Here is a 22,743-nt window from a genome sequence, read left to right as displayed (position 1 = left end):
ACGTGGGTCACTGGAGGTGGGAAAGCGTGGTCCCGGGAGGAGTGGTCCGATGAGGAGCGTGGACCCGGCGGGCACGATCGTGGTCGGCGTCGACGGCTCGGCGCACGCGGCACGGGCGCTGGAGTGGGCGGCACAGCAGGCCTGGCGGCAGCACCGCACGCTGACCGTGCTGTGCGTCGGGCAGGACGCGGTGAGCCTGGCCGACCTCGGCGTCCGGGCTGCCCGGGAGCAACATCCCCTGCTGGACGCCCAGCCGTGGCCGGCGGACGGGGACCCGCGCGGGGTGCTCACCGACGCCTCCGAGAGCGCCCACATGGTCGTCGTCGGCTCCCGCGGTCGCGCGGCGCTCGCCGCCTACGAGCGGGTCCTCGGTCACGACCCCGTCGGCGCCGTCCTCGAGAACCTCCGTGTGCTGGTCGCCACCTCGGTGGCCGGCCTGGCGGAGCGCTACCCCGACGTCGAGGTGGACGTCGTCCTCAAGCACGGCTTCGTCGAGGAGGTGCTGGCCCCGCGCAGCGGGACCTGGAAGCTGGTGGTCGTGGGTCGCCACCCGGCCACGTCCGTGGCCCGCCTCCTCGGCTCCTCGATCTCCACCGCCGTGCTCGAGCGGGCCAGGGGCACCGTCGCGGTCGTGCCGGAGGCCGGCGGCGCTCGTTGAGGGTCAGCCTCACCTGCCGGCCGGCGGGAGCACGCAGAGCTCGTTGCCGGACGGGTCGAGGTAGGACCGCCACGGCAGCTCGCCCCAGCCGGGACGCAGCCGCGTCCCGCCGCGCGCGACGATGCCCGCCTCGGTCTCGTCGGCGTCCTCCCCGTCATCGAGGCGTACGTCGAGGTGCAGCCGGTTCTTCGCCGTCCCCTTGGGCGCGGACTCGGGCAGCAGCTCGAGCCACGGGCCGCGGCCCGACGGGTGCCGCAGGGCGCGCGGGGCACACCCGTCACCGTCGACCCAACCGGTCAGCCAAGCCCAGAAGTCCCCGTCCCGCTCGGGGTCCGCGGAGCTCAGCGGCAGCGCGGCGACCGGGCCGGTGCCGGCGTACTCCTCCCGCTCCTCCATCACGCACAGCGCGTTGCCCTCGGGGTCGGCGAGGACCACCCACGGCACGTCGCTTTGGCCGATGTCGAGCCGGCGGGCACCGAGCCCGAGGAGGCGCTCGACGACCTCCGACTGCCGCTCGCCGCCGAGCAGGTCGAGGTGGAGCCGCGGCGCCACCGACGGCGGCTCGGGGACCTGCTGGAAGCACAGGTCGAGCCAGGGGCCGTCCTCGACGCGCATCCGGGTCTCGTAGATCCCCGGCTCGTCGGTCAGCTGCTCGCCGCCGACCGCTGCCTCCCAGAACGGTCCCAGCAGGCGGGGGTCGAGGGCGTCGACGACGAGGTTCTCCAGCTGCATGCCTCCACCGTAGGAAAGGCCTGCCGACGAGGTGACCTTCGGGGCGCCGCGAGGGCCCGACCGGCCCCGTGGAGTCCCCGCGGGTCGGCGCTTCCATCGACTGGGGGGACGTCCACGACCCGCGCCGAAGGGAACGTCATGAGCACCGACCCCCGCACGATCGTGGTGGGCTACGACGGGTCGCAGCTCGCCGAGAAGGCCCTGGAGTGGGCCGCGGAGACCGCAGCCCTGGGCCACGACCCGGTCCAGGTGCTGGTGGTGGCGCCGGTGCCGCCGGCGTCCGAGGGGTGGGGAGCTGACGGCACCCGGTCCTGGAAGGCGATGCAGGACGTCGTCCCGTGCTCGCCCGGGCAGGCTCGGACGCCGCCGTCGTGGTGGTGGGTGCCGTGGGGCACGGGCCCGTCGGCGGCGCCCTGGTCGGCTCCGTGAGCCGCTACCTCGCCGTCCACCAGACCGGGCCCCTGGTCGTCGTACGCCCGACCTCGTCGGAGTCCGACCGGATCGTGGTGGGGCTCGACGTCTGCCCGAGCGGCGTGCCGGCGCTGGAGCTCGCCCAGCGACGGGCGGAGCTCACCGGCGCTCCGGTGCACGCGCTGCACGTGGTGCACGCGCCCGATCCCTTCGGTGCGGAGCCGGCCGCAGAGGCCGACGACCGCCTTCTCCCGCGGGCCCTCCACGACGTCGTGGACGCCGCGCGGCGAGCCCACCCCGACGTCCGGCTCACCGTCGGCGTCGTCGCCGGTCGACCGGCTCCTGCGCTCGTCGCCGCCGGTGCGGACTGCGCGCTGCTGGTGCTCGGTGCCCGGGGCCGACACCCGTTCTCGCGGCCGCTGCTGGCCTCGGTCGGCCAGCAGGTGCTGCACCACGCGCCCTGTCCCGTCGCGATCGTGCGCTGAGGTGAACGTCCCGGTGACGCTGGACCAGGCAGGGCGGCTCGTCGGTCGTGACGTGCAGGACCGACGTGGGCGGTGCGTCGTGAGCGCGGCGCCTCCGCCCCGGGCCGCGGTCGTCGCCGGTCCGGTGGACCTCGTCATGGCCCGGGCGCTCCTCGCCCTACAACACCTGGGCGACCAGGCGCGCCCGGGCAGGTCCGCGGCCCCGACCCTCCCGCTGCAGCGACCGCCCCACCCCTCGGAGTCCGAATGACCCGGCCGGCCCCTCGCCTCCCCCGTCAACGCACCCCGCGCCCGGCTGAGCCGGCGCTGGCCGCCCTCGTCCGCGAGGCGACCGTCGACGCGCGACGCCGGGTCCTCCTCCGGCTCGGGGACGACCTGGAGCGGGTGCCGGTGGACGCGGCGCTCGAAGTCGCGACGGTGGTCTCGCTGCTGCTCGATCACGCCGACCACCACCACGACGACGCGGCGGTCGTGGTGGCCCTGGCCCTCGACGGCGACGAACTGCGGGCCACGGTGGCCGACGACGCCTGCGCGGCAGGCTGCGCAGCACGCGCCCCCCAGGTCGACCGGGTGTGGTCGACCGGGGCCGGGCGACGCCGGTGCGACGTCGTGCCGGGTCCCTTGGGCGGCGTGCGCGTCTCCTGGTCGGCGCCGGTCGGGCAGGTGAGCCGCGAGACGACCGCCCAGAGGGTGGGTTGAGAGGGCCGGTGGTGGCAGGCTGGGGCCATGGCTGGTCAACCTGCTGAGCAGAGCATCCGCGTCTACCTCCTCGACGACCACGAGATCGTCCGCCAGGGGGTGCGCACGTTCCTCGAGGCCGCCGGTGACATCGAGATCGTGGGGGAGTCCGGCTCCGCGGTGGAGGCGGCTGCCCGCATCCCCGCGCTGCGCCCGCACGTGGCCGTCCTCGACGCTCGCCTGCCCGACGGGTCCGGCATCGAGGTGTGCCGCTCGGTGCGGTCGATCGACCCGTCGATCAACGCGCTGATCCTCACCTCCTACGACGACGACGAGGCGCTGTTCTCCGCGATCATGGCCGGCGCCAGCGGCTACGTCCTCAAGGAGATCAAGAGCTCCGACCTGCTCACCGCGATCCGCCACGTCGCCACCGGGGAGTCGCTGATCGACCCCGCCCTGACCCGCCGGGTGCTCGAGCGGGTGCGCAACCCCACGACCACCGCGCCCGAGCTCGCGCAGCTGACCGAGCAGGAGCTCACGCTGCTGGAGTACATCGCCGAGGGGCTGACCAACAAGGAGATCGGCGAGCGCATGTTCCTCGCCGAGAAGACGGTCAAGAACTACGTCTCGACCGTGCTCGCCAAGCTCGGGGTCGAGCGCCGCACGCAGGCGGCCGTCATCGCGGCCAAGCTGCTCGACGCGGGCTGAGCTCGAGCACCGTCCCCCGGATCTCGCGGATCACCGCGTCGAGGGCCTCGACCGCGACGTCCACCCCCTCCTGGACCAGGTCGGGCGGCGCCTCGCGCAGCGTCTGCAGCTGCAGTCCCGCGGCGAAGAGCCACTGGATGACGGTGTCGTGCAGCTCGCGCGCGATCCGCTCGCGCTCGCTCACCACCGCCAGCTCCTCACGGTCCCGGCCCGCCCGCGCCCGGTCGAGCGCCAGCCCGGCCCGGTCGGCGAAGGCCGCGAGCAGGTCCCGCTCGAGCTCGGTGTCGTCACCGGGTGCCAGGACCAGCACCAGGGCGACCGGCTCGTCCAGCCGGGCCTCGAGACCGACGCCGACCACCTCACGGTCGCCCGGCCCGAGCGCCGCCCTGACCAGGTCCGCGTCGGCGACCAGGCCCGGCGGGCCGTCGTACGTCCGGACGACGGGGGAGCCGTCGGCCGGGAGCGCGACGACCGCGGCCGCGCGGGCACCGGCAGCCGACCGCGCCCGGCGGGCGACCTGCTCGAGGGCGCGTGACACCGGCACCGGGTCGGCCAGGAGGTGGCAGACGTCGTCGGCGGCCTCGAGCCAGCGACGGCGACGCTCGCTGACGGAGTAGGCGCGGAGGTGGCCGATCATCAGGCCCGCGGCGTCGGCCAGCCCGTGCACGAGCGACCCGTCCTCCTCGGTCAGGGACCGGCCGGTCAGGTAGAGCAGGCCGAAGTCGCGGCCCTGGCACCGGACCGGCACCACGAGCAGGTCGTGACCGGGCGGGGGGTCGCCGATGCGGTCCCAGGCCCGGTGCTGTGGCCCGGCCGTGACGAAGCGGAGCACCTCCCCGTCCCCGCTGAGGACCCCGAGCGCGGCGAAGCGGGCCCCGGTCAGCTCGGTCGCCTGCTGCACCACGGTCTCCAGCACCCCCTCCAGCTCGGCCTGCCCCGCCACAGCGTTGACCGCCTGGAGCAGCGACCGCAGCGGACGCTCCGGCGCCTCCGCCGACGGGGTCACGGTCGTGCCGCGAGCTCGGCGGGGTCGTGGGCCAGCCGGCGTCCGGTGAGCTCGCGCCACTGCAGGGCGAGCAGCAGGGTGCGGTGACCCGCCGCCCAGGGCTGCGGCCCGGCGTGGAGGTTGATCCGGCGGATCTCGGAGGGGTCGAGGACCGCGTTGCACCGGCCGCGGGCCACCACGCTCCACCCGACCCGTTCCTCGTCGTCGACCTGGTCGACCTCGAAGGCGACCTGCGTGTTGCGGCCGTAGGTGCCGAGCACGCTGTAGGGCGTGGTGCGGATGTAGATGGTGCCCTCGTGCACGGTGTAGTTCACCGGCACGATGTGGGGCCCGTCGGGAGCCCCGACCGCGACGCGGCCCGTCCTCCGGCTGCTCAGCAGTGTCAGGCACTCGTCGTACCCGAGCTCGTAGGCCATCGCCATGACGGCACCTCCTTGGTCGCCCGCCCGGCGCCACGCTGCACCGGTCCAGCACGATCGTCGCGCCGCGCGGGGCCGCGGATCACCTGCCGACCGGCCCCAGGTGGTGCCCGACCGGCCCTCATCGCAGCGCCCCGCGCCAGGCGGGGATCGAGGTGCTCACCCTGGCGCGCCTGCAGGCCGTCGAGCAGGACCGGCTGGTGCTGGCGAGCGGGACCGAGGTGCCGTCCGCCTGGTCCCTGGTCGTACCCCCCACCCGCGGGCAGGACGTGGTCGCCGAGACCCCCGGCCTGGCCGACGCGCGAGGTCTCGTGCCGGTCGGGGAGACCTTCCGCAGCACGACGTACGACGACGTGCACGTGGTCGGTGCCGCTGCGGCGGTCGACCTGCCGTGGACGACCGCCCAGCCCGGCGCCTCCCCGCTGGGCTCGGGCTTCCCGGTCGAGACGCAGGCCCGCACGGCGACCGCCGACGTCGCGGCGATGCTGCGCCGACGCGTCTTCCGTCTGACCCCCGCGGAGTAGCCTCCCAGCCGTGGAGGGCAGCGCGGGGCCAGAGGCCGGGGAACGGCTGCGCGGCCTGCTGCGCGCCTCGCAGGAGATCGTGGGCGACCTCGCCCTCGAGGTGGTCCTCCGCAGGATCGTCGAGGCGGCCTGCGAGCTCCTCCAGGCGAGGTACGGCGCCCTCGGCGTGCTCGACCCCGAGGGCCTGGCCCTCGAGCAGTTCATCCACGTCGGCATCGACGAGCCCGAGGCCCGCCGGATCGGCGACCTGCCCGCCGGCAAGGGCGTGCTGGGTGCGCTGATCCACGACCCGCGCCCGATCCGGCTGGAGGAGCTCGGCGACGACACCCGCTCGGTCGGCTTCCCGGAGCACCACCCGCCGATGCACAGCTTCCTCGGCGTCCCGATCTCGGTGCGCGGGGAGGTGTTCGGCAACCTCTACCTCACCGAGCGGCGCACCGGCTCGTTCACCGAGGAGGACGTCGAGCTGGCCCGTGCCCTGGCCGCGACCGCCGCGGTCGCGATCGAGAACGCCCGGCTGTTCGACGACGCCCGGCGGCGCCAGGAGTGGCTCGCGGCCTCGACCAGCACGACCGTGCTCATCCTGTCCTCGCCCGCCGAGGAGGCGCTCGCCGTCGTCGCGGAGACCGTGCACCGGCTGGCCGAGGCCGACGCGGTGACCGTCGTGCTGCCGACCGCCGACGGGCGGCGCCTGAGCGTGCCGATCGCGGTGGGCCTGGAGGCCGACCTGCTCATGGGCTCCAGCTACGAGATCGAGGGCACGATCACCGAGCGGGTGCTGCGGACCGGCGAGCCCGAGTTGGTCAGCGGCGCCGAGGACGCGGAGAAGGGCCGGGTGTTCCTGCGCGGCTTCATCCCCGCGGGGCCGGTGATGGTGCTCCCGCTGTCCGGTCGCGACGACGCCCGCGGGACGCTCGTCGTCGCGCGGCTGGCCGACCGGCCCCGCTTCCGGGCCGCCGACCTCGAGACCGCGACCACGTTCGCCAACCACGCCGCCCTCGCGCTCGAGCTCGCCGACGCCCGCCGTGCGGCGCAGCGGATGGCGATCTTCGAGGAGCGTGACCGCATCGCGCGCGACCTGCACGACCACGTCATCCAGCAGCTCTTCGCGGCCGGGATGTCCTTGCAGGGCATCGGGCTGGGGCTCGGGGACCGGCCCGCGGCCCGCCGCGTCGACCAGGTCGTCGACAGCCTCGACACCGCGATCAAGCAGATCCGCGCCTCGATCTTCCAGCTGCGCGACCACCTCGGCCCCCAGGGGCTCGGCATCCGTGCGGCCGTGCTCGAGGTCGTCTCCGACGTCGCGGCCGGCCTCCCGTCCGAGCCCGTCGTGCGCTTCTCGGGTCCCGTCGACACGGTCGTCGACGCCGCGCTGGCCGGGGACGTGCTGGCCGTCGTACGCGAGGCCCTGACCAACATCAGCCGCCACGCCGACGCCCACGAGGTGGAGGTCGGGCTGACCGTCACCAGCACGCTGCTGGAGCTGCGCGTCGCCGACGACGGTCGCGGCATCGGCACGGTGACGCGTCGCAGCGGCCTGGACAACCTCCGTCAGCGCGCCGAGCGCCGGGGCGGCACCTTCGTGGTCGAGGAGCTGCGCCCGGGGGTCGGCACGGTGGTGCGCTGGCAGGTGCCGGTCGAGGTCAGCGGGTGACGGTGATCGTGACGCTGTCGCTGCTGGTCAGCCCGCCGACGTCCTGCACGGTGAGCGTATAGGTGTAGGTCCCCACCGGCCGGCTCAGCGTGACCTGCGCAGTGGACCCGACCACCGTGCTGCCCAGCTTCCACGAGTAGGTGAGCGGCTTGCCCTCGGGGTCGGAGGAGAGGGAGCCGTCGAGGGTGAAGGTGGCCTGGTTGGTCCGCTTGGCCCGCTTGTAGGAACGGTCGGGACCGGCCACCGCGACCGGCGGCTGGTTGGTCGACGGCGGGGGTGGCGAGACCGTGCTGCCCACCGGGCCCTGGGAGACGTCGAGGGTGACCGCGCCGCCCTTGCCGTAGGCGCGCAGCGTGTAGGTCCCCGCGGCGGTCGGCGTCCAGCCGATCGTCTCCTGCCGGCCGGTGGCGCAGGAGAGGCCGCTCGACGTGCACGTCGAGCGGGCCACGACCGTGCCGGCGGGCGAGCGCAGCTCGAGATTGTTGTCCGGCGACCAGGACGTGATCGCGCAGCCGAACAGTGGGTCGCACACCAGCGAGCCGGAGCTGGTCATGGTCACCCCGATCGGCACCCCGACACCGTCGGTGGGCACGACGACCGGCACCGAGACCGAGCCGTTGGTGGGGATGGTGGTCGCAACGTGCTGCTGGGCCGGCATCGGCGTGCGCAGCACGGTGGCGTCGCCGCGCAGGGTGCCGACGAAGGCCCGCACGTCGACCAGCCCGGCACCCCACTCGTCGTCCTTGCCCGGCACGCCGACGTCGAGGGCGCTGGACTCCAGCGCCGTCCGCACCTGCGCCGGTGTCGCTGCCGGGACGGCCTGCAGCCCCAGCACGACCGCGCCGGCGACGTACGGCGTGGCCATGGAGGTCCCGCTCTTGGTGGAGTACGACGACACGGTGCCGGCGGCCGCCGAGGTCACCGTCACCCCGGGTCCGGCGAGGTCGGGCTTGTGGCGCCCGTCGGTGGTCGGGCCGCGGCTGGAGAAGGCGGCGAGCCACGTGCCGTCGTCGTGGCGGGCCGTGCCTGGGGGCGAGGACCAGTCGGACACCGCGCCGACGGTGATCGCCCCGCGGGCGGTGCCGGGGTAGTTGATCGTCCGCGGTGCGTCGCCGCTGTTGCCGGCCGCGACGACCACGACGACGCCCGCCGCCACGGCGTTGTCGACCGCGACGCTGCTCGCGTCGGTGCCGTCCCCGCCGGCGGTGTCGCCGAGCGACATCGTGATCACGTCGACGCCCTGCGCGACGCACCACTGGATGCCGGCGATCACCTGGCTGTCGCTGCCCGACCCGGAGGAGTCGAGCACCTTGGCGGCGTAGAGCGTCGCGCCCGGCGCCACCCCGCGGAACGTCGCCGCGCCAGCGCCACCCACCCCGTCGCCCGCGGCGATGCCGGCGACGTGGGTGCCGTGCCCGTGGTCGTCGTACGCCGAGGTGCGGGTGCCGACGAAGTCCTTGAAGGTCACCGTGCGCGGCGCGACCTGCTCGTGCTGGGGGTCGATGCCGGTGTCAACGACGCAGAGCCGGACGCCGCTGCCGTCGAGGCCCGGGGTGTCGCTGCGGGCGAGGGACGCCCCGAAGTCGCGGTCGGTGCCGTCGTCCAGCGCGTGCATCACGCCGTCGGCCTCCACCCGTCGTACGCCGGGGGTGCGGGCGAGCGCGCGCGCCTGGCCGGCGGTCATCCGTGCGGCGAACCCGCCGACGATCGGGAGGGGCCGCACCCGGTCCACCCGGCCGACGGCCCGCTGGGCCCGGGCCGCGCCCAGGCCGGTCACGATGAGGTCGAGCCGGTCGCCGGCGGCGGCCCGCGCGAGCCGGCCCTGGAGGTCGTCCGAGACGTGGTCGTGGTCGCGGTCCCCGGGGGCGCCGTGCGCGGCCGCACCCGGGTCGGGGCCGGCGGCGGCCCACCCGGCCGGGAGGGCGGCGGCGCCGAGGCAGAGGGCGAGGGCGGCGAGACGGACGTGCATGGGACCTCCCAGGTGGTCGAGCCCTTCGACCGTAGGACCGGCCCGGCGCCGCTCCCAGGGGCCGAGGTCCCCGGCCGGCACTGGAACAGGTTCTCGTTCTCGGCCTAGGATCCCGGGATGGTCGACGGATCGTGTCGCGACGACTTCGCGCCCCTGCAGTCCCTGCTCGAGTCCCACCTCGCCTCCGGCGAGGACGTCGGCGCCGCGGTCGCCGTCGTCCACGACGGTGAGCTGGTGGTCGACCTGTGGGGCGGCTCGGCCCGGCCCGGGGTCGACTGGACGCGCGACACGATCTGCCAGGTGTGGTCGGTGACCAAGGCGATGGCCGGGCTGGCCTTCCTCACCCTCGTCGATCGCGGGGAGATCGACCTCGACGCCCCCGTCGCGTCCTCCTGGCCCGAGTTCGGCGCCGAGGGCAAGGACCGCGTCCTGGTCCGGCAGGTGCTCGGCCACACGAGCGGGGTGCCGGGCTGGTCGACGCCGGTGACGGTGACCGACATCCTCGACCTGGAGAGGTCCGAGGCCCTGCTCGCCGCGGAGGCGCCGTGGTACGAGCCGGGCTCCGCCTCCGCCTACCAGATCGTCTGCCACGGCCACCTGCTCGACGGCATCGCCTTCGGCGCGACGGGTCGCCGGCTGGCCGACGTGCTGCACGACGACGTGATGGCCGCGGTCGGCGGCGGCTTCCGGCTCGGGGTCCCGGAGGACGAGCTGTCGCTGTGCGCCGACCTGATCAACCCGCCGCCGTCGAGCATCGACTACGCCGCCCTGCCGCCCGACCACTTCCTGCTCCGCACGGTGCCCAACCCGCTGCTCACCCCCGAGGTCTGCAACGGGACCGAGTGGCGGCGGGGCGCGGTCGGCGGCGCCGGTGGCCACGGGACGGCGCGGGGGATCGCGCTGGCCCAGTCGGCGGTGTCGCACGGCGGCCTGGTCGGCGGGACCCGGCTGCTCTCGGAGGAGACGGTCGCGCGGATCCACGAGCCCCAGGCCGAGGGGCCCGACCTGCTGCTGATGCTGCCGCTGCGCTTCGGGATCGGCTACGGCCTCTCCTCCCCGTCGGCGCCGGCGATCCCCGAGGGCGCCGCCTGGTGGACCGGCTACGGCGGCGCGATCGTGGTCAACGACCCCACCCGACGTACGACGGTGGCCTACGTGCCCAACAAGCTGGCCGACCACATGGTCTCGTCGCCGCGCACCGACGCCTACGTCCGCACGGCCCTGGAGTGCGTGTCATGAGCGCGCCGCACGTCTGCATCATCGGTGCCGGATGCTCGGGCATCACGACCGCGAAGCGGCTGGCGGAGTTCGGCATCTCCTACGACCAGTTCGAGCTGAGCGACGACGTCGGGGGCAACTGGTACTTCCGCAACCCCAACGGCCACTCCTCGGTCTACGAGTCGCTGCACATCGACACCTCGACCGCGCGCCTGCAGTTCGAGGACTTCCCGGCGCCCGTGTCCTTCCCCGACTTCCCCCACCACACGCAGATCCACGACTACTTCAGGGCGTACGTCGAGCATTTTGGTCTGCGCGACAAGATCTCGTTCGGCGTGGGGGTTGCTCGGGCCCGTCCCTCCTCGGACGGCTGGGAGGTGTCGCTGACGACCGGCGAGACGCGGTCCTACACCGACTTGGTCGTGGCCAACGGCCACCACTGGTCGCCGCGGCTGCCCGACTACCCGGGTGAGTTCGCCGGCGAGCTGATCCACAGCCACGACTACGTCAACCCGTTCGAGCCGGTGGAGATGCGCGGCAAGCGCGTGATCGTCGTGGGCATGGGCAACTCCGCGATGGACATCGCCTCGGAGCTGTCGAGCCGCTGGATGGCCGAGAAGCTCTACGTCTCCGCGCGTCGCGGGGTGTGGGTGCTGCCGAAGTACCGCAACGGCGTCGCCGCCGACAAGGTGATGGCACCGCCGGACATCCCGCGTGAGCAGGCGCTCGCCGCCGGACGGGCGCTGATCAAGGAGCTCGTCGGGTCGATGTCGAGCTACGGCCTGCCGGAGCCCGATCACGAGCCCCTGTCGGCGCACCCGTCGGTCAGCGCAGACTTCCTGACCAGGGCCGGGTCCGGCGACATCCACATGCTGCCGGCGATCGAGCGCCTCGACGGGCACACGGTCCGGCTGTCCGACGGCACCTCCGTCGAGGCAGACGTGATCGTCTGCGCCACCGGCTACGACATGCGGTTCCCGTTCTTCGACGACGACCTCGACCTGCACCCGGACAGCGACCACCGCTACCCGCTGTTCAAGCGGATGATCAAGCCCGGCGTCGACCACCTGTTCTTCATGGGTCTCGCCCAGTCCTCGCCGACGATCGTCAACCTCGCTGAGCAGCAGTCCAAGCTGCTCGCCCGGCTGCTGGCGGGGACCTACGCGCTGCCGCCGGTCGAGGAACAGGTGCGGATCATGCAGGCCGACGAGGCCGACCACCTGGGGCAGTACTACGCCGCACCCCGGCACACGATCCAGATCGACTTCGGGCGCTACGTCGTCGACCTGATGAAGGAGATCGCGGCGGGGGAGCAGCGGGCCCGGTCCGGTGGCTAGCGCCTACGCGTCCCTGAGCCGGGAGCAGCTCGCCACCCTCGTGCCCGAGCTGCTGCTGGGCGGCCACCTGATCGACCGGGCGGGCATGGCGTGGTGCATCGCGGAGTGGGGCCGGGAGGAGATGGCGCAGGTCGCCGTGGAGGAGTGGAGCGGTGCCTCGCCGGTCTACACCCGGCGCATGCAGCGGGCCCTCGGCTTCTCCGGCGACGACGTCGTCACGATCTTCAAGGGTCTCCAGCTCGACATCGGGGCGCCACCGCAGTTCATGGACTTCCGCTTCACCGTGCACGACCCGCGGCACGGCGAGTTCCGGCTCGACCACTGCGGTGCGCTGATGGACGTCGAGCCGATGGGGGAGGACTACGTCCGCTCCATGTGCCACGACATCGAGGACCCGACCTTCGACGCCACCGCGGTCGCGACCGACCCGCGCGCCCAGGTGCGGCCGGTCCACCGCCCGCCCCGGGTCCCGGCGGACCGCAGCCCGCACTGCGCCTGGACGGTCGTGATCGACGAGTCGCACCCCGAGGTGCACCCCTCCGACGACTGCCTCGCGCTGTCCGGGTCAGCCGCCGCGCTGGTCATGCTCGACCCGGTCGACCCCCTCTCACCCGGCCGCTCGTCGTACGACGGGCCGCTGCTCGCCGACCTCGACCTCGCGGCGTTCTCGCACAGTGCCCTGGTGCGGATCGCCGACGAGGTCGTCCTGCAGTGGCACCTCCTTGCCCTGTCCTTCATCCGGGCGGTGCGCCGCCGCGGTGACGACGCGACCGTCCGCCGGCTCGCGTCCAAGCAGCTCATCGGCATCGCCGGGCTCACCGCGTCGCGCCTGGCCGACGCGCTCGGCCTGCCCCGCACGCCGGACGCCGCTCTCGAGGTGCTCCGGCTCAACCCCCTGCTCAACCCGGTGGCGTACGTCGGCACGGTCGCCTCGCGCGACGCCCTGCGCGTGGGTGGGGGCCCGGCCGGCGAGGACGACGGGTGGCTGCGGCTCGTCGGCCCCGGCGCCACCCGCGCGCTGGAGGCGGTCGTGCAGGCCGTCGACCCGACGTGCTCGGTGGAGGTGGGGGGCGACCCCGCCGACTGGACGGTGAGGGTGACCACCGGTCACGAGCCCGCCCCCGAGCCCGAGGAGGTGGCCGTGACGCGGCTCAGCACGGGCGCCGGCTTCGTGTTCCGGCCGCGCCGGTCCCTGCCCATCAGGCCGATCGCCCAGGAGGCCCCGTGACCGTGCTGCTGACCGACGACCAGGCGCGCGTGCGCACGTTGACGCTCAACCGGCCCGACGCGCTCAACGCCTTCGACAACGAGCTCTACGCCGCCACGACGGCGGCCGTGCGTGAGGCTGCGGCTGACGACTCGGTCGCCGTGGTCGTGCTGACCGGCGCGGGACGCGCCTTCTGCGCCGGCACCGACCTGGTCGAGATGGCCCAGCTCGCGGACGGGTCGCTGGCGGGGTCCGGCTTCCCCGGGCTGGTCGACGCCCTGGTCGACTTCCCCAAGCCGCTGGTCTGTGCGGTCAACGGGCTGGGGCTCGGCATCGGGGCGACGATCCTCGGGTTCGCCGACCTGGCGTTCATGTCCTCCGAGGCGCGGCTCAAGTGCCCGTTCACCAGCCTCGGCGTCGCCCCCGAGGCGGCCTCGAGCCTGCTCCTGCCGCTGCTCGTCGGGCGCCAGAACGCCGCGTGGATGCTGCTCTCCGCCGAGTGGGTCGGCGCCGAGGAGGCTCAGCGGATGGGCCTGGTCTGGCGCGTGTGCCCGCCGGAGTCGCTGCTCGAGGAGGCCCTGCGTCACGCCACGCTGCTGGCGGCCCGGCCGATCTCGTCCCTCGTGGCGGTCAAGCGCACGATGGCGGAGCCGTGGCGGGCCGCCGTACGCGAGGCGCGGGACCGGGAGGACGCCGCCTTCGCCGAGTTGATGGGCGGACCCGCCAACACCGAGGCGCTCACCGCGTTCCTCGAGCGGCGCGAGCCCGACTTCACCCAGCTGCCGCCGGGCTGGTGAGCGGCGCCGACGTCGCCGCGGCGTACGACGCCGGAGCGCGCGGGCACCCGGCACGACGAGGGCGCCCGCCGGCGGCACGGTGAGGTGCTCGCGCGACGGGCGCCCTGAGGTCGGCCCCTGCTCACCCGTGGGAGAACGTGATGTCCGGCAGGACGCGGCGCAGCCACGCGAGGCTGTGCCATGCTGCGCGTCCGGTCAGTCGGAGCATCACCGGCAGCAGGACCAGACGCACGAGGAACGCGTCGAGCAGCACGGCCACGCCCAGCACGACGCCCATCTCCTTGGGCGGCAGGGGACCCGACACGGCGAAGGTGAAGAACACCGCGACCATGACGGCGCCGGCGGTGAAGATCACCCGGCCGGAGTGTGCGAGCGCGCCGACCATCGCCTCGTGCGGGTCGCCCGAGCGCTCGTCGTGCTCCTTGGCCGACGCCAGCAGGAACACCGTGTAGTCCATCGCGATCGCGAACATCATCGCGAAGAAGAACACCGGGGCCCAGGCGTCGAGGAAGCCCTGCGGCTCGAAGCCGAGGAAGCCCGCGCCCATGCCTTCCTGGAAGACCAGGCGGGCGACGCCGAAGGCGGCCGCGGTGGACAGCAGGCTCGCGAGCGTTCCGAGCAGGGAGATCAGCGGGGCCTGCAGGGCGATGAGCAGGAACAGGAAGCCGAGCCCGAGGACGACCCCGATCACCAGCGGCGTCGACTCGTCCAGCTGTGCCTTGAAGTCGAGGTTCTCGACCGCGGCGCCGCCGACGAGGGCGGAGCCGGGAAGGTCGGCGCGGAGCCGGTCGACGGTCGCGGACAGGGCCGGGTCGGACGGGTCGGTGTGAGGCACCGCCTGGACCAGGACCCAGTCGGAACCGTCACTGGCCGGCATCGCGGGCATCGCGCCGGCGATGCCGCTGTCCTGACGGAGGACCTTGATCGACGGCAGGGCGGTCCGCAGCCCGAGCACCGGAGCGGCCAGGGCGAGGAGGACGACCAGCGAGGCCAGGCCCCAGAGCACGGGACGGCGCCACAGGCGCTCGCCCCACGCGGCGAACCGGGCGGAGCGGTGCTCGCCGGTGTGGACCCAGGGCAGCGAGAGCTTGTTGATCCGCAGGTCCAGCCAGGAGAGCACCAGCGGCAGCAGGGTCAGGGTCGCGGCCGGCACGAAGAGCACCGAGAGCATGATCCCGCCGGCCATCGAGCGGAACGACGGCGACGGGACGAGCATGACCGCGGAGAGGGAGACGAGCACGGTCAGGCCGGACAGGAGCACGGCCTTGCCCGCGGTGTCCATGGTCTCGGCGATCGCCTGCCGCTTGGACTCGTGGGCCCCCATCCGGGCGGCGCGGTAGCGCACGACGAGGAACAGCGCGTAGTCGATGCCGAGGGCGAGCGCGAACATCATCGCGAAGTTCATCGCCCAGGTGGAGACGGGCACGAGGTGGTTGATCAGCACGAGGGAGCCGGCCGAGGCGACGAGGCCGGCCAGCGTCAGGATCAGCGGCAGGCCGGCGGCGACGAGGGCGCCGAAGGCGAGCACGAGGATCGCCATGGTGACCGGCCACGACATCATCTCGGACTTCATCATCGCCTGGAGGTTGGCCTCGTTGAAGTCGGACCAGAGCAGCGAGGCACCGGTCGGGTTGACCTCCACCCCGTCCCCGGAGAGGTCCTGCAGCGGAGCCTTCAGGTCGGTGGCGACCTTGACCATCTCGTTGGTGTCGACCCCGGCACCGGCCAGGACGACGGCCGTGCGACCGTCCTGGCTGAGGGTGGCGCCGGGCATCGGGGCGACCACGTCGGCGATGCGCGGCTCGTCCTGGAGGAGCCGCGTCACCGAGGTCAGGACCTCACGGCCGTGGCCCTGCGTCACCGGCCCGTCGGTGGAGCGGACCACCACCTGGTGCAACGTCGTGGTGCGCGCCGTCGACGACGACACGACGATCGTGGAGGCGTTCGACCCCGACGTCATGCTCGGCCTGTCCGACGCGGAGGCCCTCAGGCTGGTCGCCGACGACGCCAAGCAGCGCCTTGGTGCGGTCCTGGCGGCACTCGCCGCGTGAGGGCGCGGGCGCCGGGTCAGCCCGTGGTGGCCCGGGCGCCGCGCAGGACGGCCAGGTCCCGGCGGACGTAGCGCAGGTGCGCCCACTCCTCCTCCAGGATCGTCCGGACGCAGTCGCCGACGGTGGGCCGCCAGCCCTCGTCCCCCCACGGGTCCCTGCGCTCCTCGGTGAGCACCTCCGCAGTCACGGTCGCCAGGAAGTCGGTCACCATCTGCTGCCGCTCGGCCCGCACCTCGAGCACCTCCTCGAAGGGCGGCGGGTCGACCCGGAAGACCGAGGTGTCGACACCCATCTCGGCGGCTCCGGTGAAGAGCTGGCCGATCTCGTGGAACGGCTGCTCGATCCCGAGGATCGCCCCGCGCAGCCAGGTGTCGGTGGCCAGCACGAGGTGTCGCAGGGTCTGCGCCAGCGACCACTCGTCCTCGACGTGGGCGTCCACCAGGGCCGGCGGCGTCGCCGCCACGGTCGTCTCCCACGCGGCCTGGACGGCCACCCATCCCTCGCGCAGGCCGTCAGGAGTCTTCGCCCGCTGCAGCTCGCGGCCCGGGAACTGCCGGTCGAGCTCGGCGTCCACGAGCGGCACCACGTCGACGCCGTTGACGAAGAGGCTGCCGAAGAACAGGTCATGGCTGTCGATGTCGAGGCCGCCGACGTCGACGCCGCGCATCGTCACGCCGCTGACGTCGGAGAACCGCAGCGTGGCGCCCTTGAAGCTCGTCCTGATGAAGGTCGCACCCGCGAACTCGTCGGTGCCGGAGTAGGTCGTCATCGGTCCATCATCGATGCGCGGCTCGCTCAGTCGGCAAGGAGAGCTCGCCCGAGCACGTCCGCCACCCAGGACGCGTGCTGCTCGCGGCTCCATCCGAGCTCGTCGCACAGCATGCGGCCGACGTCGGGGCTCACGATCGCGAACATCGTGCGCGCCGCCTCCTCCTTGCTCATCCGCAGCGTCCCGTGCGCGGCGAACCAGCCGACGTAGCGCTCCATGTTGGCCAGACGGTTGCGTTCGAGCATCGCCAGCGTCTCGGCGACCGCGGGCTCGGCAGCCGCCGCGCCGCGCATCATCTCGACGACGGGTCGGAGTGCCACGTTGAGCCGGGTGATGAAGTCCGCGAACAGCTCGAGCTGGCGGGCCGGGTCCGGCTCGTCGGCGACCGCGCGGCCCTCGGGGGTGTCGGCCACGTTGAGCACCGACTCGTCCGGCACGAGGCGCAGGTCGACGATCGCGGGGATGAGCGCGGCCTTGGTCCCGAACACCGCGTGGACCGTGTCGCGGGCGACGCCGGCCCGCTGAGCCACCTGCTTCATCGTCGTGCGGGCGTAACCCTGCTCGCGGAACAGGTCGTCGGCTGCCTGCACGATGCGGACCCGGGTCCTGGCGGCCTGCTCGTCGCGGACGGCGGAGGAGTAGGGGCGGGAGCTCTTGACCTCGGTCACGAATTGATCCTACCGTGAGATGGATCACCCGACACATTGTCGGATCAAAGAGGGGAGCGCGGTGATGAACCTCGCCATCACGCTGCTTACCGGACCTCCGCCGCCCGAGGCGCTCGCCGCGATGGCAGCCATCGACGGGCTGCGCATCGTCCCGACGATGCTGAACACCCAGCAGGGCCCCGAGGCCCACCTGGGTCCTGAGAGCGCCGGAGCGATCCTCGTCCTCCAGGGCACCTTCGCCGACGAGGGCCGCTTCGAGGAGTTCTGGCGGACGGTCGTCGACCTGTTCTCGCTGCTCGCAAGCGCGCCCGGCTTCATCCGCCGGTGCAACTTCGCCGACGGTCCGCACTACACGCTGATCGCCTGGTGGCGCACGGTCGAGGACGCGCACGCCTTCTTCGACCGACCCGAGCACCGAGCCGCGATGCGCCGCACGTTCGAGCGCCGATGGAACTACACCCACTTCGCCGGGCTGTGGCAGGCGGTGTCGCCGCACCGCCGGCTGTTCTTCTGCCCCGCGTGCGACGGCATCGTGCCGTCGACCGAGTCCTCCTGCACCACGTGCGGCACCGCTCTGCCCGATCCCTTCGGAGGCTCCGATGTCCCCACCCCTGCAAGCCTTCCTTGACCAATGGCTCCCGGTGCAGCACGCCACCGGCATCGACATGCACAGCGGCCGCACGGCGTCGTGGATCGACGCCTGGTCGCACGACGAGCCGGTGACGGTCTTCGGAGCGGGCGTGCGCGCCCGGGTCGGCTGGGACGACGTCCACCGCACGATCACCTGGGTCGCCGGCGCGTTCGGTGACTGCCAGGACTACGAGTACGAGCTGGTCGCTGCGGACGTGCGCGGCGACCTGGCCTACACCTGCGGCTTCGAGCGCTACACGGCGACCAGGCCCGGCGGGGAGATCGTGCGCAACGAGCTCCGCGTCACGCAGGTCTGCCGCCGGAGGTCTCGACGACCCTCAGCAGCCGGTCACCGGCCGACCGTCGAACCCGACGGCGCTTGGGCCCTCTGGTCTGCTGGGCGCACGAGCATCCGCCGACGCCGGCGGTCGTGGTCATCGGGGCCCACGACCTCACGCACCGCGTGCCCGTGGACGCGGCCGTCGGCGCTCGGCGACGCCGTGCGGCAGCTGCGCGACGGGGGCCTCGAGGTGGTGGTCGCTCCCGCGCCCGACCTCAGCGCGGTGCCGCACGTGCCCGCCCAGCCGACCCCGACCAGCGGGCGTCCCGGGCGTTCGCGACCGACCCGTCCCTGTTCTCCGCGGACCTGTTCCACCCGTCCAGCGCCGGCTACGCCGTGATCGCCCAGACTCTCAGTCCAGGCAGAACTCGTTGCCCTCGACGTCCTGCATCACGATGCAGTGGTCGTTGAACCCGTCGGCCTCCAGCGCCCGGACGCGTGTGGCGCCGAGCGCGACGAGGCGGGCGCACTCGGCCTCGAGCGCGGCCAGCCGTTCGTCGCCCGTGAGGCCGGGAGCGGCCCGCACGTCGAGGTGCACGCGGTTCTTCGCGGTCTTGCCCTCGGGCACCCGCTGGAAGAACAACCGCGGCCCCACGCCCTGGGGGTCGACGCAGGCGAACCTGGAGTCCTGGTGCTCCGGTGGCAGCGACCGGTTGAACTCGTCCCAGTCCGTGACGCCCGGCGGCGGCGGTGGGACGACATAGCCCAGCACCTCGCACCAGAAGCGCGCGACCCGCTCCGGCGACGCGCAGTCGAACGTGACCTGGACCTGTCTCACTGACGGCATCGGCCCACCGTAGGAGCGGCCGCCGACAACGTGCGAGGTGGTCTCGAGGCTCGGTCTTCGGTCTCCCACCTCGACCAGCACGAAGGGTCTTGCCACCACGCCTGCGTGGTCTCTAACCTGGACATGTGTCCAGTCAGGCGTCCATCGAACCCCGCCTGGTGTTCGACCCGTACGACCACGCGCTGCAGGACGACCCCTACCCGGTCTACGCGCGGCTGCGGCGGGAGGATCCCTTCCACCACGACGAGCAGCACGACTTCTGGGTGCTGTCCCGGCACGCGGACGTGCACGCGGCCGTGCGCTCGGACGCGGCGTACAGCAACCGCATGGGGGTCTCCCTCGACGCGAGCGCGTGGAACGAGCACGCGCACACGGTCATGTCGTTCCTCGCGATGGACCCGCCGCGCCAGACCCGGCTGCGGCGACTGGTCTCCAAGGGCTTCACGCCGCGTCGCGTGGCGGAGCTCGAGCCGCGCATCCAGCGGATCACCGACCACTACCTCGACCGCCACCTCGGCGCCGCCCGCTCCGGTGACACCGTCGAGCTGGACTGGATCGTCGACCTGGCCGGCAAGGTGCCGATGGACGTCATCTCCGAGATGCTCGGGGTCCCGGAGTCCGACCGGGACGAGGTGCGCCGCCTCGCCGACCTGCTGGTCATGCGCGAGGACGGCCTGCGCGACGTGCCTCCCGCCGGCATCGAGGCGAGCCTGCAGCTGTTCGAGTACTACCGCGGGCACGTCGCCCACCGGAAGCAGCACCCCACCGACGACCTGACGACCGCGCTGCTCGCCGCCCAGGAGGGCGGGGACCGCATGAGCGAGGCCGAGGTGGTCGGGTTCCTGTTCCTCATGGTCGTGGCCGGCAACGAGACCACGACCAAGCTGCTCGGCAACGCGATGTTCCACCTCACCGCCGACCCCGCCCAGCGCGACCGTGTCTTCGGTGACGCGGCCCTGGTCCCGCGGTGGATCGAGGAGACCCTGCGCCACGACACCTCCACCCAGCTGCTCGCGCGGCTGCTGGTCGAGGATCTCACCCTGCACGGGCGTACGGCGCCGGCCGGCTCCCAGGTGCTCCTCGCCCTGGGCTCGGCCAACCACGACGAGGACGTCTTCACCGACCCCGAGACGTTCCGGCTCGACCGGCCCGACGACCAGCTGTCGCAGATCGTGAGCTTCGGGGGAGGCCGGCACTTCTGCCTGGGCGCCAACCTGGCGCGGCTCGAGGCCCGCGTCGTGCTCGACAGCCTGCTGCGACGGGTCTCGACCGTGGAGGTCGACCACGCGCGCTGCGTGCGCTTCTACTCCGCCAACGTGCGCGGCTTCGAGCACGTGCCCGCCCGGCTGGTGGTGCGCTGATGGTCGCGCCTCCCCACCGGGTGCCGCACCCGGACCGCCGGCCCGCCGTCGTCACGGGCGCCTCCTCCGGGATCGGCGCCGCCACTGCCGTGGCCCTGGCCGCTGCCGGGTTCCCGGTCGCGCTCGGTGCCCGTCGTACCGACCGGTGCGAGGAGGTCGTCGCGAGCATCCGCGAGGCCGGCGGCGAGGCGTTCGCGCACCGGCTCGACGTCGCAGACCCGCTCTCCGTCGAGGAGTTCGCCGAGGCCACGACCAGCGAGCTCGGCGACATCGAGGTCGTGGTGAGCAACGCCGCCGTCCTCGTGCCGGGCCGCACGGACCAGGTCGAGACCGAGACGTTCCAGCGCGAGCTCGACGTCAACCTCGTCGGGGTGCACCGGCTGGTGCGGGCGTTCGTGCCCGGCATGGTGGAGCGGCTGCGCGGCGACCTGGTCGTGGTCTCCTCCGACGTGGCCAACCGCGCCCGGCCCTGGATGTCGGCGTACACCGCCTCGAAGTGGGGCCTGGAGGGCATGGCGCACGCCATGCAGATGGAGCTCGAGGGCACCGGCGTCCGGGTCTCGATCGTGCGCCCGGGGCCGACCAGGAGCGAGATGGGCAGCGACTGGGAGGGCCCGGCAGCCGAGACCGTGATCACCAAGTGGATCGAGCACGGCCTGGCACGGCACCCCCTGCTGCTTCGTGCCTCGGCGATCGCCGACGCCATCACCACCGTCGTCACCGCCCCGCGGGGCGTGCACGTCAACGTGGTCGAGGTGACGCCTGAGGCGCCGTTGGAGGGAGCATGATCCCCGAGGTGTCGCGGCGCTACCCGGACGACCCCCACGGCTGCCTGCAGGAGCTGCGCGAGGACCCGATCGGGCTGTTCGAGCGGCTGCGGGCCGAGTGCGGCGACGTCGGCCGCTTCCACCTCGCCGGTCGCGACGTCGTGCTGGTCAGCGGCGCCGAGGCCAACGAGGTCTTCTTCCGCGCCCCCGACGAGGTGCTCGACCAGGCCGAGGCCTACCCGTTCATGACCCCGATCTTCGGCAAGGGCGTCGTCTTCGACACGACCCCGGAGAAGCGGCGCGAGGCGCTGAAGAACCAAGCGCTGCGCGGCGACATGATGCGCGGGCACGCCTCGACGATCGAGGCCGAGATCGACCGGATGGTGGCCGACTGGGGCGACGAGGGCGAGATCGACCTGCTCGACTGGTTCGCCGAGCTCACGATCTACACCACCTCGTCGTGCCTGATCGGCACCCGCTTCCGCGAGGAGCTCGACTCGCGCTTCGCGCGGCTCTACCACGACCTCGAGCGCGGCACCGACGCGTGGGCCTACGTCGACCCCTACAAGGACATCGAGTCGTTCCGCCGCCGCGACCGCGCGCGCGAGGAGCTGGTCGAGCTGGTGCAGGGGATCATGCGCCGCCGCGAGGAGGCCGGCCCGGTCGCGCGTGATGACCGCGACCTGCTCGACGTCCTGATGTCGCTGAAGGACGACGGCGGCACCCCGCACTTCTCGCCCGACGAGGTCACCGGGATGTTCATCTCGATGATGTTCGCCGGGCACCACACGAGCTCCGGCACCGCGGCCTGGCAGCTGATCGAGCTGATGCGCCACCCCGAGGTGATGAAGGACGTCGTGGCCGAGCTCGACGACCTCTACGCCCACGGGTCGGAGGTCTCCTTCCAGGCCCTGCGGTCCATCCCGCGGCTCGAGGCGTCGCTCAAGGAGACCCTTCGGCTGCACCCGCCGCTGGTGATCCTGCTGCGCGTGGCGAAGGGACCGGTGCGGTTCGGTGCCCACGAGGTCCCGGCGGGGGCGATGGTCGCGGCCAGCCCGCGGGTCTCCAACCGCATCGCCGAGGACTTCCCGTCGCCCGAGTCCTTCGACCCCAGTCGCTACCTCGACCCCCGCCAGGAGGACCTGGCCAACCGGTGGACCTGGATCCCGTTCGGCGCCGGCCGTCACCGCTGCGTGGGCAACGCCTTCGCGATGATGCAGCTCAAGGCGATCTTCTCGGTGATCCTGCGCGACTACGAGTTCGAGCCGGCGCAGCCCGTGGACTCCTATCGCGACGACACCTCCAAGATGGTCATCCAGCTGGCCCAGCCGTGCCGCGTGCGCTACCGCCGGAGGGTCCGATGAGCTGGCGAGTGGTCGCGGACACCGAGCTGTGCCAGGGCCACCAGATGTGCCAGGGCGAGGCGCCCGACGTCTTCGGCTTCGACGCGGACGCCGACCGGGTCGTGCTGCTCGAGGAGCGTCCCGCCGACGTGCACCGACGGGCCGTGCAGGACGCCGTCGTCTACTGCCCCGCCATGGCGCTGAGCATCGAGGAGGACTCCTGA

26 protein-coding genes are annotated in these 22,743 nt (G+C 73.3%); 18 read left to right on the top strand and 8 right to left on the bottom strand.

The annotated features are described in order from the left end of the window. Nucleotides 1-49 precede the first annotated feature (49 nt). On the top strand, nt 50-658 hold the full coding sequence (locus J2S63_RS07220; RefSeq protein WP_310300539.1) for a universal stress protein: 609 nt from the start codon (nt 50-52) through the stop codon (nt 656-658). A 9-nt stretch (nt 659-667) separates the two neighbouring features. On the opposite strand, the gene J2S63_RS07215 is transcribed toward J2S63_RS07220, so the two are convergent. Next, on the bottom strand, nt 668-1,390 hold the full coding sequence (locus tag J2S63_RS07215; protein WP_310300535.1) for a VOC family protein: 723 nt from the start codon (nt 1,388-1,390) through the stop codon (nt 668-670). Nucleotides 1,391-1,528: 138 nt separating this feature from the next. On the opposite strand from J2S63_RS07215, the gene J2S63_RS07210 reads away from it, so the two are divergent. The 4 genes from J2S63_RS07210 (at nt 1,529) to J2S63_RS07195 (ending at nt 3,672) form a co-directional block, all read left to right on the top strand. Beyond that, complete coding sequence (locus J2S63_RS07210; protein WP_310300532.1) at nt 1,529-1,819, top strand: universal stress protein; 291 nt, start codon at nt 1,529-1,531, stop codon at nt 1,817-1,819. Continuing rightward, nucleotides 1,729-2,286: a universal stress protein gene (locus J2S63_RS07205; RefSeq protein ID WP_374725108.1), complete on the top strand. Its 558-nt coding sequence runs from the start codon at nt 1,729-1,731 to the stop codon at nt 2,284-2,286. Before J2S63_RS07210 ends, J2S63_RS07205 begins: the two co-directional genes overlap by 91 nt. Nucleotides 2,287-2,532: 246 nt before the next feature. Next, nucleotides 2,533-2,985 (top strand): hypothetical protein, encoded by a 453-nt coding sequence (locus tag J2S63_RS07200; protein ID WP_310300530.1) that lies wholly within the window; start codon nt 2,533-2,535, stop codon nt 2,983-2,985. A gap of 27 nt (nt 2,986-3,012) precedes the next feature. After that, entirely contained in the window at nt 3,013-3,672 is a 660-nt protein-coding gene (locus tag J2S63_RS07195) for a response regulator (RefSeq protein WP_310300527.1), read from the top strand. Here the strand turns inward: J2S63_RS07195 and J2S63_RS07190 are convergent. Both J2S63_RS07190 and J2S63_RS07185 read right to left on the bottom strand, forming a co-directional pair. Beyond that, entirely contained in the window at nt 3,641-4,678 is a 1,038-nt protein-coding gene (locus tag J2S63_RS07190) for a sensor histidine kinase (protein ID WP_310300524.1), read from the bottom strand. The two genes, J2S63_RS07195 and J2S63_RS07190, sit on opposite strands and share 32 nt — an antisense overlap. Next, a complete protein-coding gene (locus J2S63_RS07185) occupies nt 4,675-5,100 on the bottom strand; it encodes a pyridoxamine 5'-phosphate oxidase family protein (RefSeq protein ID WP_310300521.1) in 426 nt (141 codons plus the stop codon). The genes J2S63_RS07190 and J2S63_RS07185 overlap by 4 nt, the downstream gene beginning before the upstream one ends. 152 nt (nt 5,101-5,252) lie before the next feature. On the opposite strand from J2S63_RS07185, the gene J2S63_RS07180 reads away from it, so the two are divergent. Both J2S63_RS07180 and J2S63_RS07175 read left to right on the top strand, forming a co-directional pair. Beyond that, a complete protein-coding gene (locus tag J2S63_RS07180) occupies nt 5,253-5,621 on the top strand; it encodes a hypothetical protein (protein ID WP_310300518.1) in 369 nt (122 codons plus the stop codon). Between the two features lie 10 nt (nt 5,622-5,631). After that, complete coding sequence (locus J2S63_RS07175) at nt 5,632-7,275, top strand: sensor histidine kinase (RefSeq protein ID WP_310300515.1); 1,644 nt, start codon at nt 5,632-5,634, stop codon at nt 7,273-7,275. On the opposite strand, the gene J2S63_RS07170 is transcribed toward J2S63_RS07175, so the two are convergent. Next, nucleotides 7,265-9,244, bottom strand: a complete 1,980-nt coding sequence (locus tag J2S63_RS07170; protein WP_310300512.1) for a S8 family serine peptidase — start codon at nt 9,242-9,244, stop codon at nt 7,265-7,267. The genes J2S63_RS07175 and J2S63_RS07170 overlap by 11 nt on opposite strands. A 117-nt stretch (nt 9,245-9,361) precedes the next feature. Between J2S63_RS07170 and J2S63_RS07165 the strand changes: the two genes are divergently transcribed. The 4 genes from J2S63_RS07165 to J2S63_RS07150 are packed head-to-tail and all read left to right on the top strand — an operon-like array spanning nt 9,362 to nt 13,803. After that, a complete protein-coding gene (locus J2S63_RS07165; RefSeq protein ID WP_310300509.1) occupies nt 9,362-10,483 on the top strand; it encodes a serine hydrolase domain-containing protein in 1,122 nt (373 codons plus the stop codon). Then, complete coding sequence (locus J2S63_RS07160; RefSeq protein ID WP_310300506.1) at nt 10,480-11,799, top strand: flavin-containing monooxygenase; 1,320 nt, start codon at nt 10,480-10,482, stop codon at nt 11,797-11,799. The genes J2S63_RS07165 and J2S63_RS07160 overlap by 4 nt, the downstream gene beginning before the upstream one ends. Next, a complete protein-coding gene (locus J2S63_RS07155) occupies nt 11,792-13,027 on the top strand; it encodes a hypothetical protein (RefSeq protein ID WP_310300504.1) in 1,236 nt (411 codons plus the stop codon). Before J2S63_RS07160 ends, J2S63_RS07155 begins: the two co-directional genes overlap by 8 nt. Beyond that, nucleotides 13,024-13,803, top strand: coding sequence for an enoyl-CoA hydratase/isomerase family protein (locus tag J2S63_RS07150; protein WP_310300501.1), 780 nt, complete (start codon nt 13,024-13,026; stop codon nt 13,801-13,803). Before J2S63_RS07155 ends, J2S63_RS07150 begins: the two co-directional genes overlap by 4 nt. A gap of 121 nt (nt 13,804-13,924) precedes the next feature. On the opposite strand, the gene J2S63_RS07145 is transcribed toward J2S63_RS07150, so the two are convergent. Further along, nucleotides 13,925-15,688 (bottom strand): MMPL family transporter, encoded by a 1,764-nt coding sequence (locus J2S63_RS07145; protein WP_310300498.1) that lies wholly within the window; start codon nt 15,686-15,688, stop codon nt 13,925-13,927. Here J2S63_RS07145 and J2S63_RS07140 point away from each other — a divergent pair. Continuing rightward, nucleotides 15,675-15,854 (top strand): DUF302 domain-containing protein, encoded by a 180-nt coding sequence (locus J2S63_RS07140; RefSeq protein ID WP_310300494.1) that lies wholly within the window; start codon nt 15,675-15,677, stop codon nt 15,852-15,854. The genes J2S63_RS07145 and J2S63_RS07140 overlap by 14 nt on opposite strands. Before the next feature lie 16 nt (nt 15,855-15,870). On the opposite strand, the gene J2S63_RS07135 is transcribed toward J2S63_RS07140, so the two are convergent. Together J2S63_RS07135 and J2S63_RS07130 are read right to left on the bottom strand one after the other, a co-directional pair. Beyond that, nucleotides 15,871-16,623: a DinB family protein gene (locus tag J2S63_RS07135; protein ID WP_310300491.1), complete on the bottom strand. Its 753-nt coding sequence runs from the start codon at nt 16,621-16,623 to the stop codon at nt 15,871-15,873. Between the two features lie 26 nt (nt 16,624-16,649). Beyond that, complete coding sequence (locus tag J2S63_RS07130; RefSeq protein ID WP_310300488.1) at nt 16,650-17,291, bottom strand: TetR/AcrR family transcriptional regulator; 642 nt, start codon at nt 17,289-17,291, stop codon at nt 16,650-16,652. Nucleotides 17,292-17,355: 64 nt separating this feature from the next. On the opposite strand from J2S63_RS07130, the gene J2S63_RS07125 reads away from it, so the two are divergent. Then, entirely contained in the window at nt 17,356-17,919 is a 564-nt protein-coding gene (locus tag J2S63_RS07125; protein WP_310300485.1) for an antibiotic biosynthesis monooxygenase family protein, read from the top strand. Continuing rightward, a complete protein-coding gene (locus J2S63_RS07120; protein ID WP_310300482.1) occupies nt 17,891-18,601 on the top strand; it encodes a Cif family virulence factor in 711 nt (236 codons plus the stop codon). The genes J2S63_RS07125 and J2S63_RS07120 overlap by 29 nt, the downstream gene beginning before the upstream one ends. Nucleotides 18,602-18,613: 12 nt before the next feature. Here the strand turns inward: J2S63_RS07120 and J2S63_RS07115 are convergent, their stop codons facing one another. Next, nucleotides 18,614-19,048 carry a VOC family protein gene (locus tag J2S63_RS07115; protein WP_310300480.1) on the bottom strand — a complete coding sequence of 145 codons (435 nt, stop codon included), beginning with the start codon at nt 19,046-19,048 and terminating at the stop codon, nt 18,614-18,616. A 125-nt stretch (nt 19,049-19,173) separates the two neighbouring features. On the opposite strand from J2S63_RS07115, the gene J2S63_RS07110 reads away from it, so the two are divergent. The 4 genes from J2S63_RS07110 to J2S63_RS07095 are packed head-to-tail and all read left to right on the top strand — an operon-like array spanning nt 19,174 to nt 22,743. Beyond that, the gene (locus J2S63_RS07110) at nt 19,174-20,409 is read left to right on the top strand and encodes a cytochrome P450 (protein WP_310300478.1); all 1,236 of its coding nucleotides are present in this window, start codon (nt 19,174-19,176) and stop codon (nt 20,407-20,409) included. Continuing rightward, on the top strand, nt 20,409-21,197 hold the full coding sequence (locus J2S63_RS07105; RefSeq protein WP_310300475.1) for an SDR family oxidoreductase: 789 nt from the start codon (nt 20,409-20,411) through the stop codon (nt 21,195-21,197). The genes J2S63_RS07110 and J2S63_RS07105 overlap by 1 nt, the downstream gene beginning before the upstream one ends. Further along, nucleotides 21,194-22,540, top strand: coding sequence for a cytochrome P450 (locus J2S63_RS07100; RefSeq protein ID WP_310300472.1), 1,347 nt, complete (start codon nt 21,194-21,196; stop codon nt 22,538-22,540). Before J2S63_RS07105 ends, J2S63_RS07100 begins: the two co-directional genes overlap by 4 nt. After that, nucleotides 22,537-22,743: a ferredoxin gene (locus tag J2S63_RS07095; protein WP_310300469.1), complete on the top strand. Its 207-nt coding sequence runs from the start codon at nt 22,537-22,539 to the stop codon at nt 22,741-22,743. Before J2S63_RS07100 ends, J2S63_RS07095 begins: the two co-directional genes overlap by 4 nt.

The sequence above is a fragment of the Nocardioides marmoribigeumensis genome, assembly GCF_031458325.1.
GTDB classification, from domain to species: Bacteria; Actinomycetota; Actinomycetes; order Propionibacteriales; family Nocardioidaceae; genus Marmoricola_A; species Marmoricola_A marmoribigeumensis.
Note: the sequence above shows the minus strand (reverse complement) of the source record. Positions and strands in the feature narration are given on the sequence as shown.

Coding starts and splice junctions, on each gene's coding strand:
- J2S63_RS07215 (WP_310300535.1), bottom strand. CDS start 1,390: ATGCAGCTGGAGAACCTCGTCGTCGACGCCCTCGACCCCCGCCTGCTG.
- J2S63_RS07170 (WP_310300512.1), bottom strand. CDS start 9,244: ATGCACGTCCGTCTCGCCGCCCTCGCCCTCTGCCTCGGCGCCGCCGCC.
- J2S63_RS07220 (WP_310300539.1), top strand. CDS start 50: ATGAGGAGCGTGGACCCGGCGGGCACGATCGTGGTCGGCGTCGACGGC.
- J2S63_RS07125 (WP_310300485.1), top strand. CDS start 17,356: ATGAACCTCGCCATCACGCTGCTTACCGGACCTCCGCCGCCCGAGGCG.
- J2S63_RS07195 (WP_310300527.1), top strand. CDS start 3,013: ATGGCTGGTCAACCTGCTGAGCAGAGCATCCGCGTCTACCTCCTCGAC.
- J2S63_RS07185 (WP_310300521.1), bottom strand. CDS start 5,100: ATGGCGATGGCCTACGAGCTCGGGTACGACGAGTGCCTGACACTGCTG.
- J2S63_RS07095 (WP_310300469.1), top strand. CDS start 22,537: ATGAGCTGGCGAGTGGTCGCGGACACCGAGCTGTGCCAGGGCCACCAG.
- J2S63_RS07160 (WP_310300506.1), top strand. CDS start 10,480: ATGAGCGCGCCGCACGTCTGCATCATCGGTGCCGGATGCTCGGGCATC.
- J2S63_RS07200 (WP_310300530.1), top strand. CDS start 2,533: ATGACCCGGCCGGCCCCTCGCCTCCCCCGTCAACGCACCCCGCGCCCG.
- J2S63_RS07115 (WP_310300480.1), bottom strand. CDS start 19,048: ATGCCGTCAGTGAGACAGGTCCAGGTCACGTTCGACTGCGCGTCGCCG.
- J2S63_RS07135 (WP_310300491.1), bottom strand. CDS start 16,623: ATGACGACCTACTCCGGCACCGACGAGTTCGCGGGTGCGACCTTCATC.
- J2S63_RS07105 (WP_310300475.1), top strand. CDS start 20,409: ATGGTCGCGCCTCCCCACCGGGTGCCGCACCCGGACCGCCGGCCCGCC.
- J2S63_RS07165 (WP_310300509.1), top strand. CDS start 9,362: ATGGTCGACGGATCGTGTCGCGACGACTTCGCGCCCCTGCAGTCCCTG.
- J2S63_RS07120 (WP_310300482.1), top strand. CDS start 17,891: ATGTCCCCACCCCTGCAAGCCTTCCTTGACCAATGGCTCCCGGTGCAG.
- J2S63_RS07100 (WP_310300472.1), top strand. CDS start 21,194: ATGATCCCCGAGGTGTCGCGGCGCTACCCGGACGACCCCCACGGCTGC.
- J2S63_RS07210 (WP_310300532.1), top strand. CDS start 1,529: ATGAGCACCGACCCCCGCACGATCGTGGTGGGCTACGACGGGTCGCAG.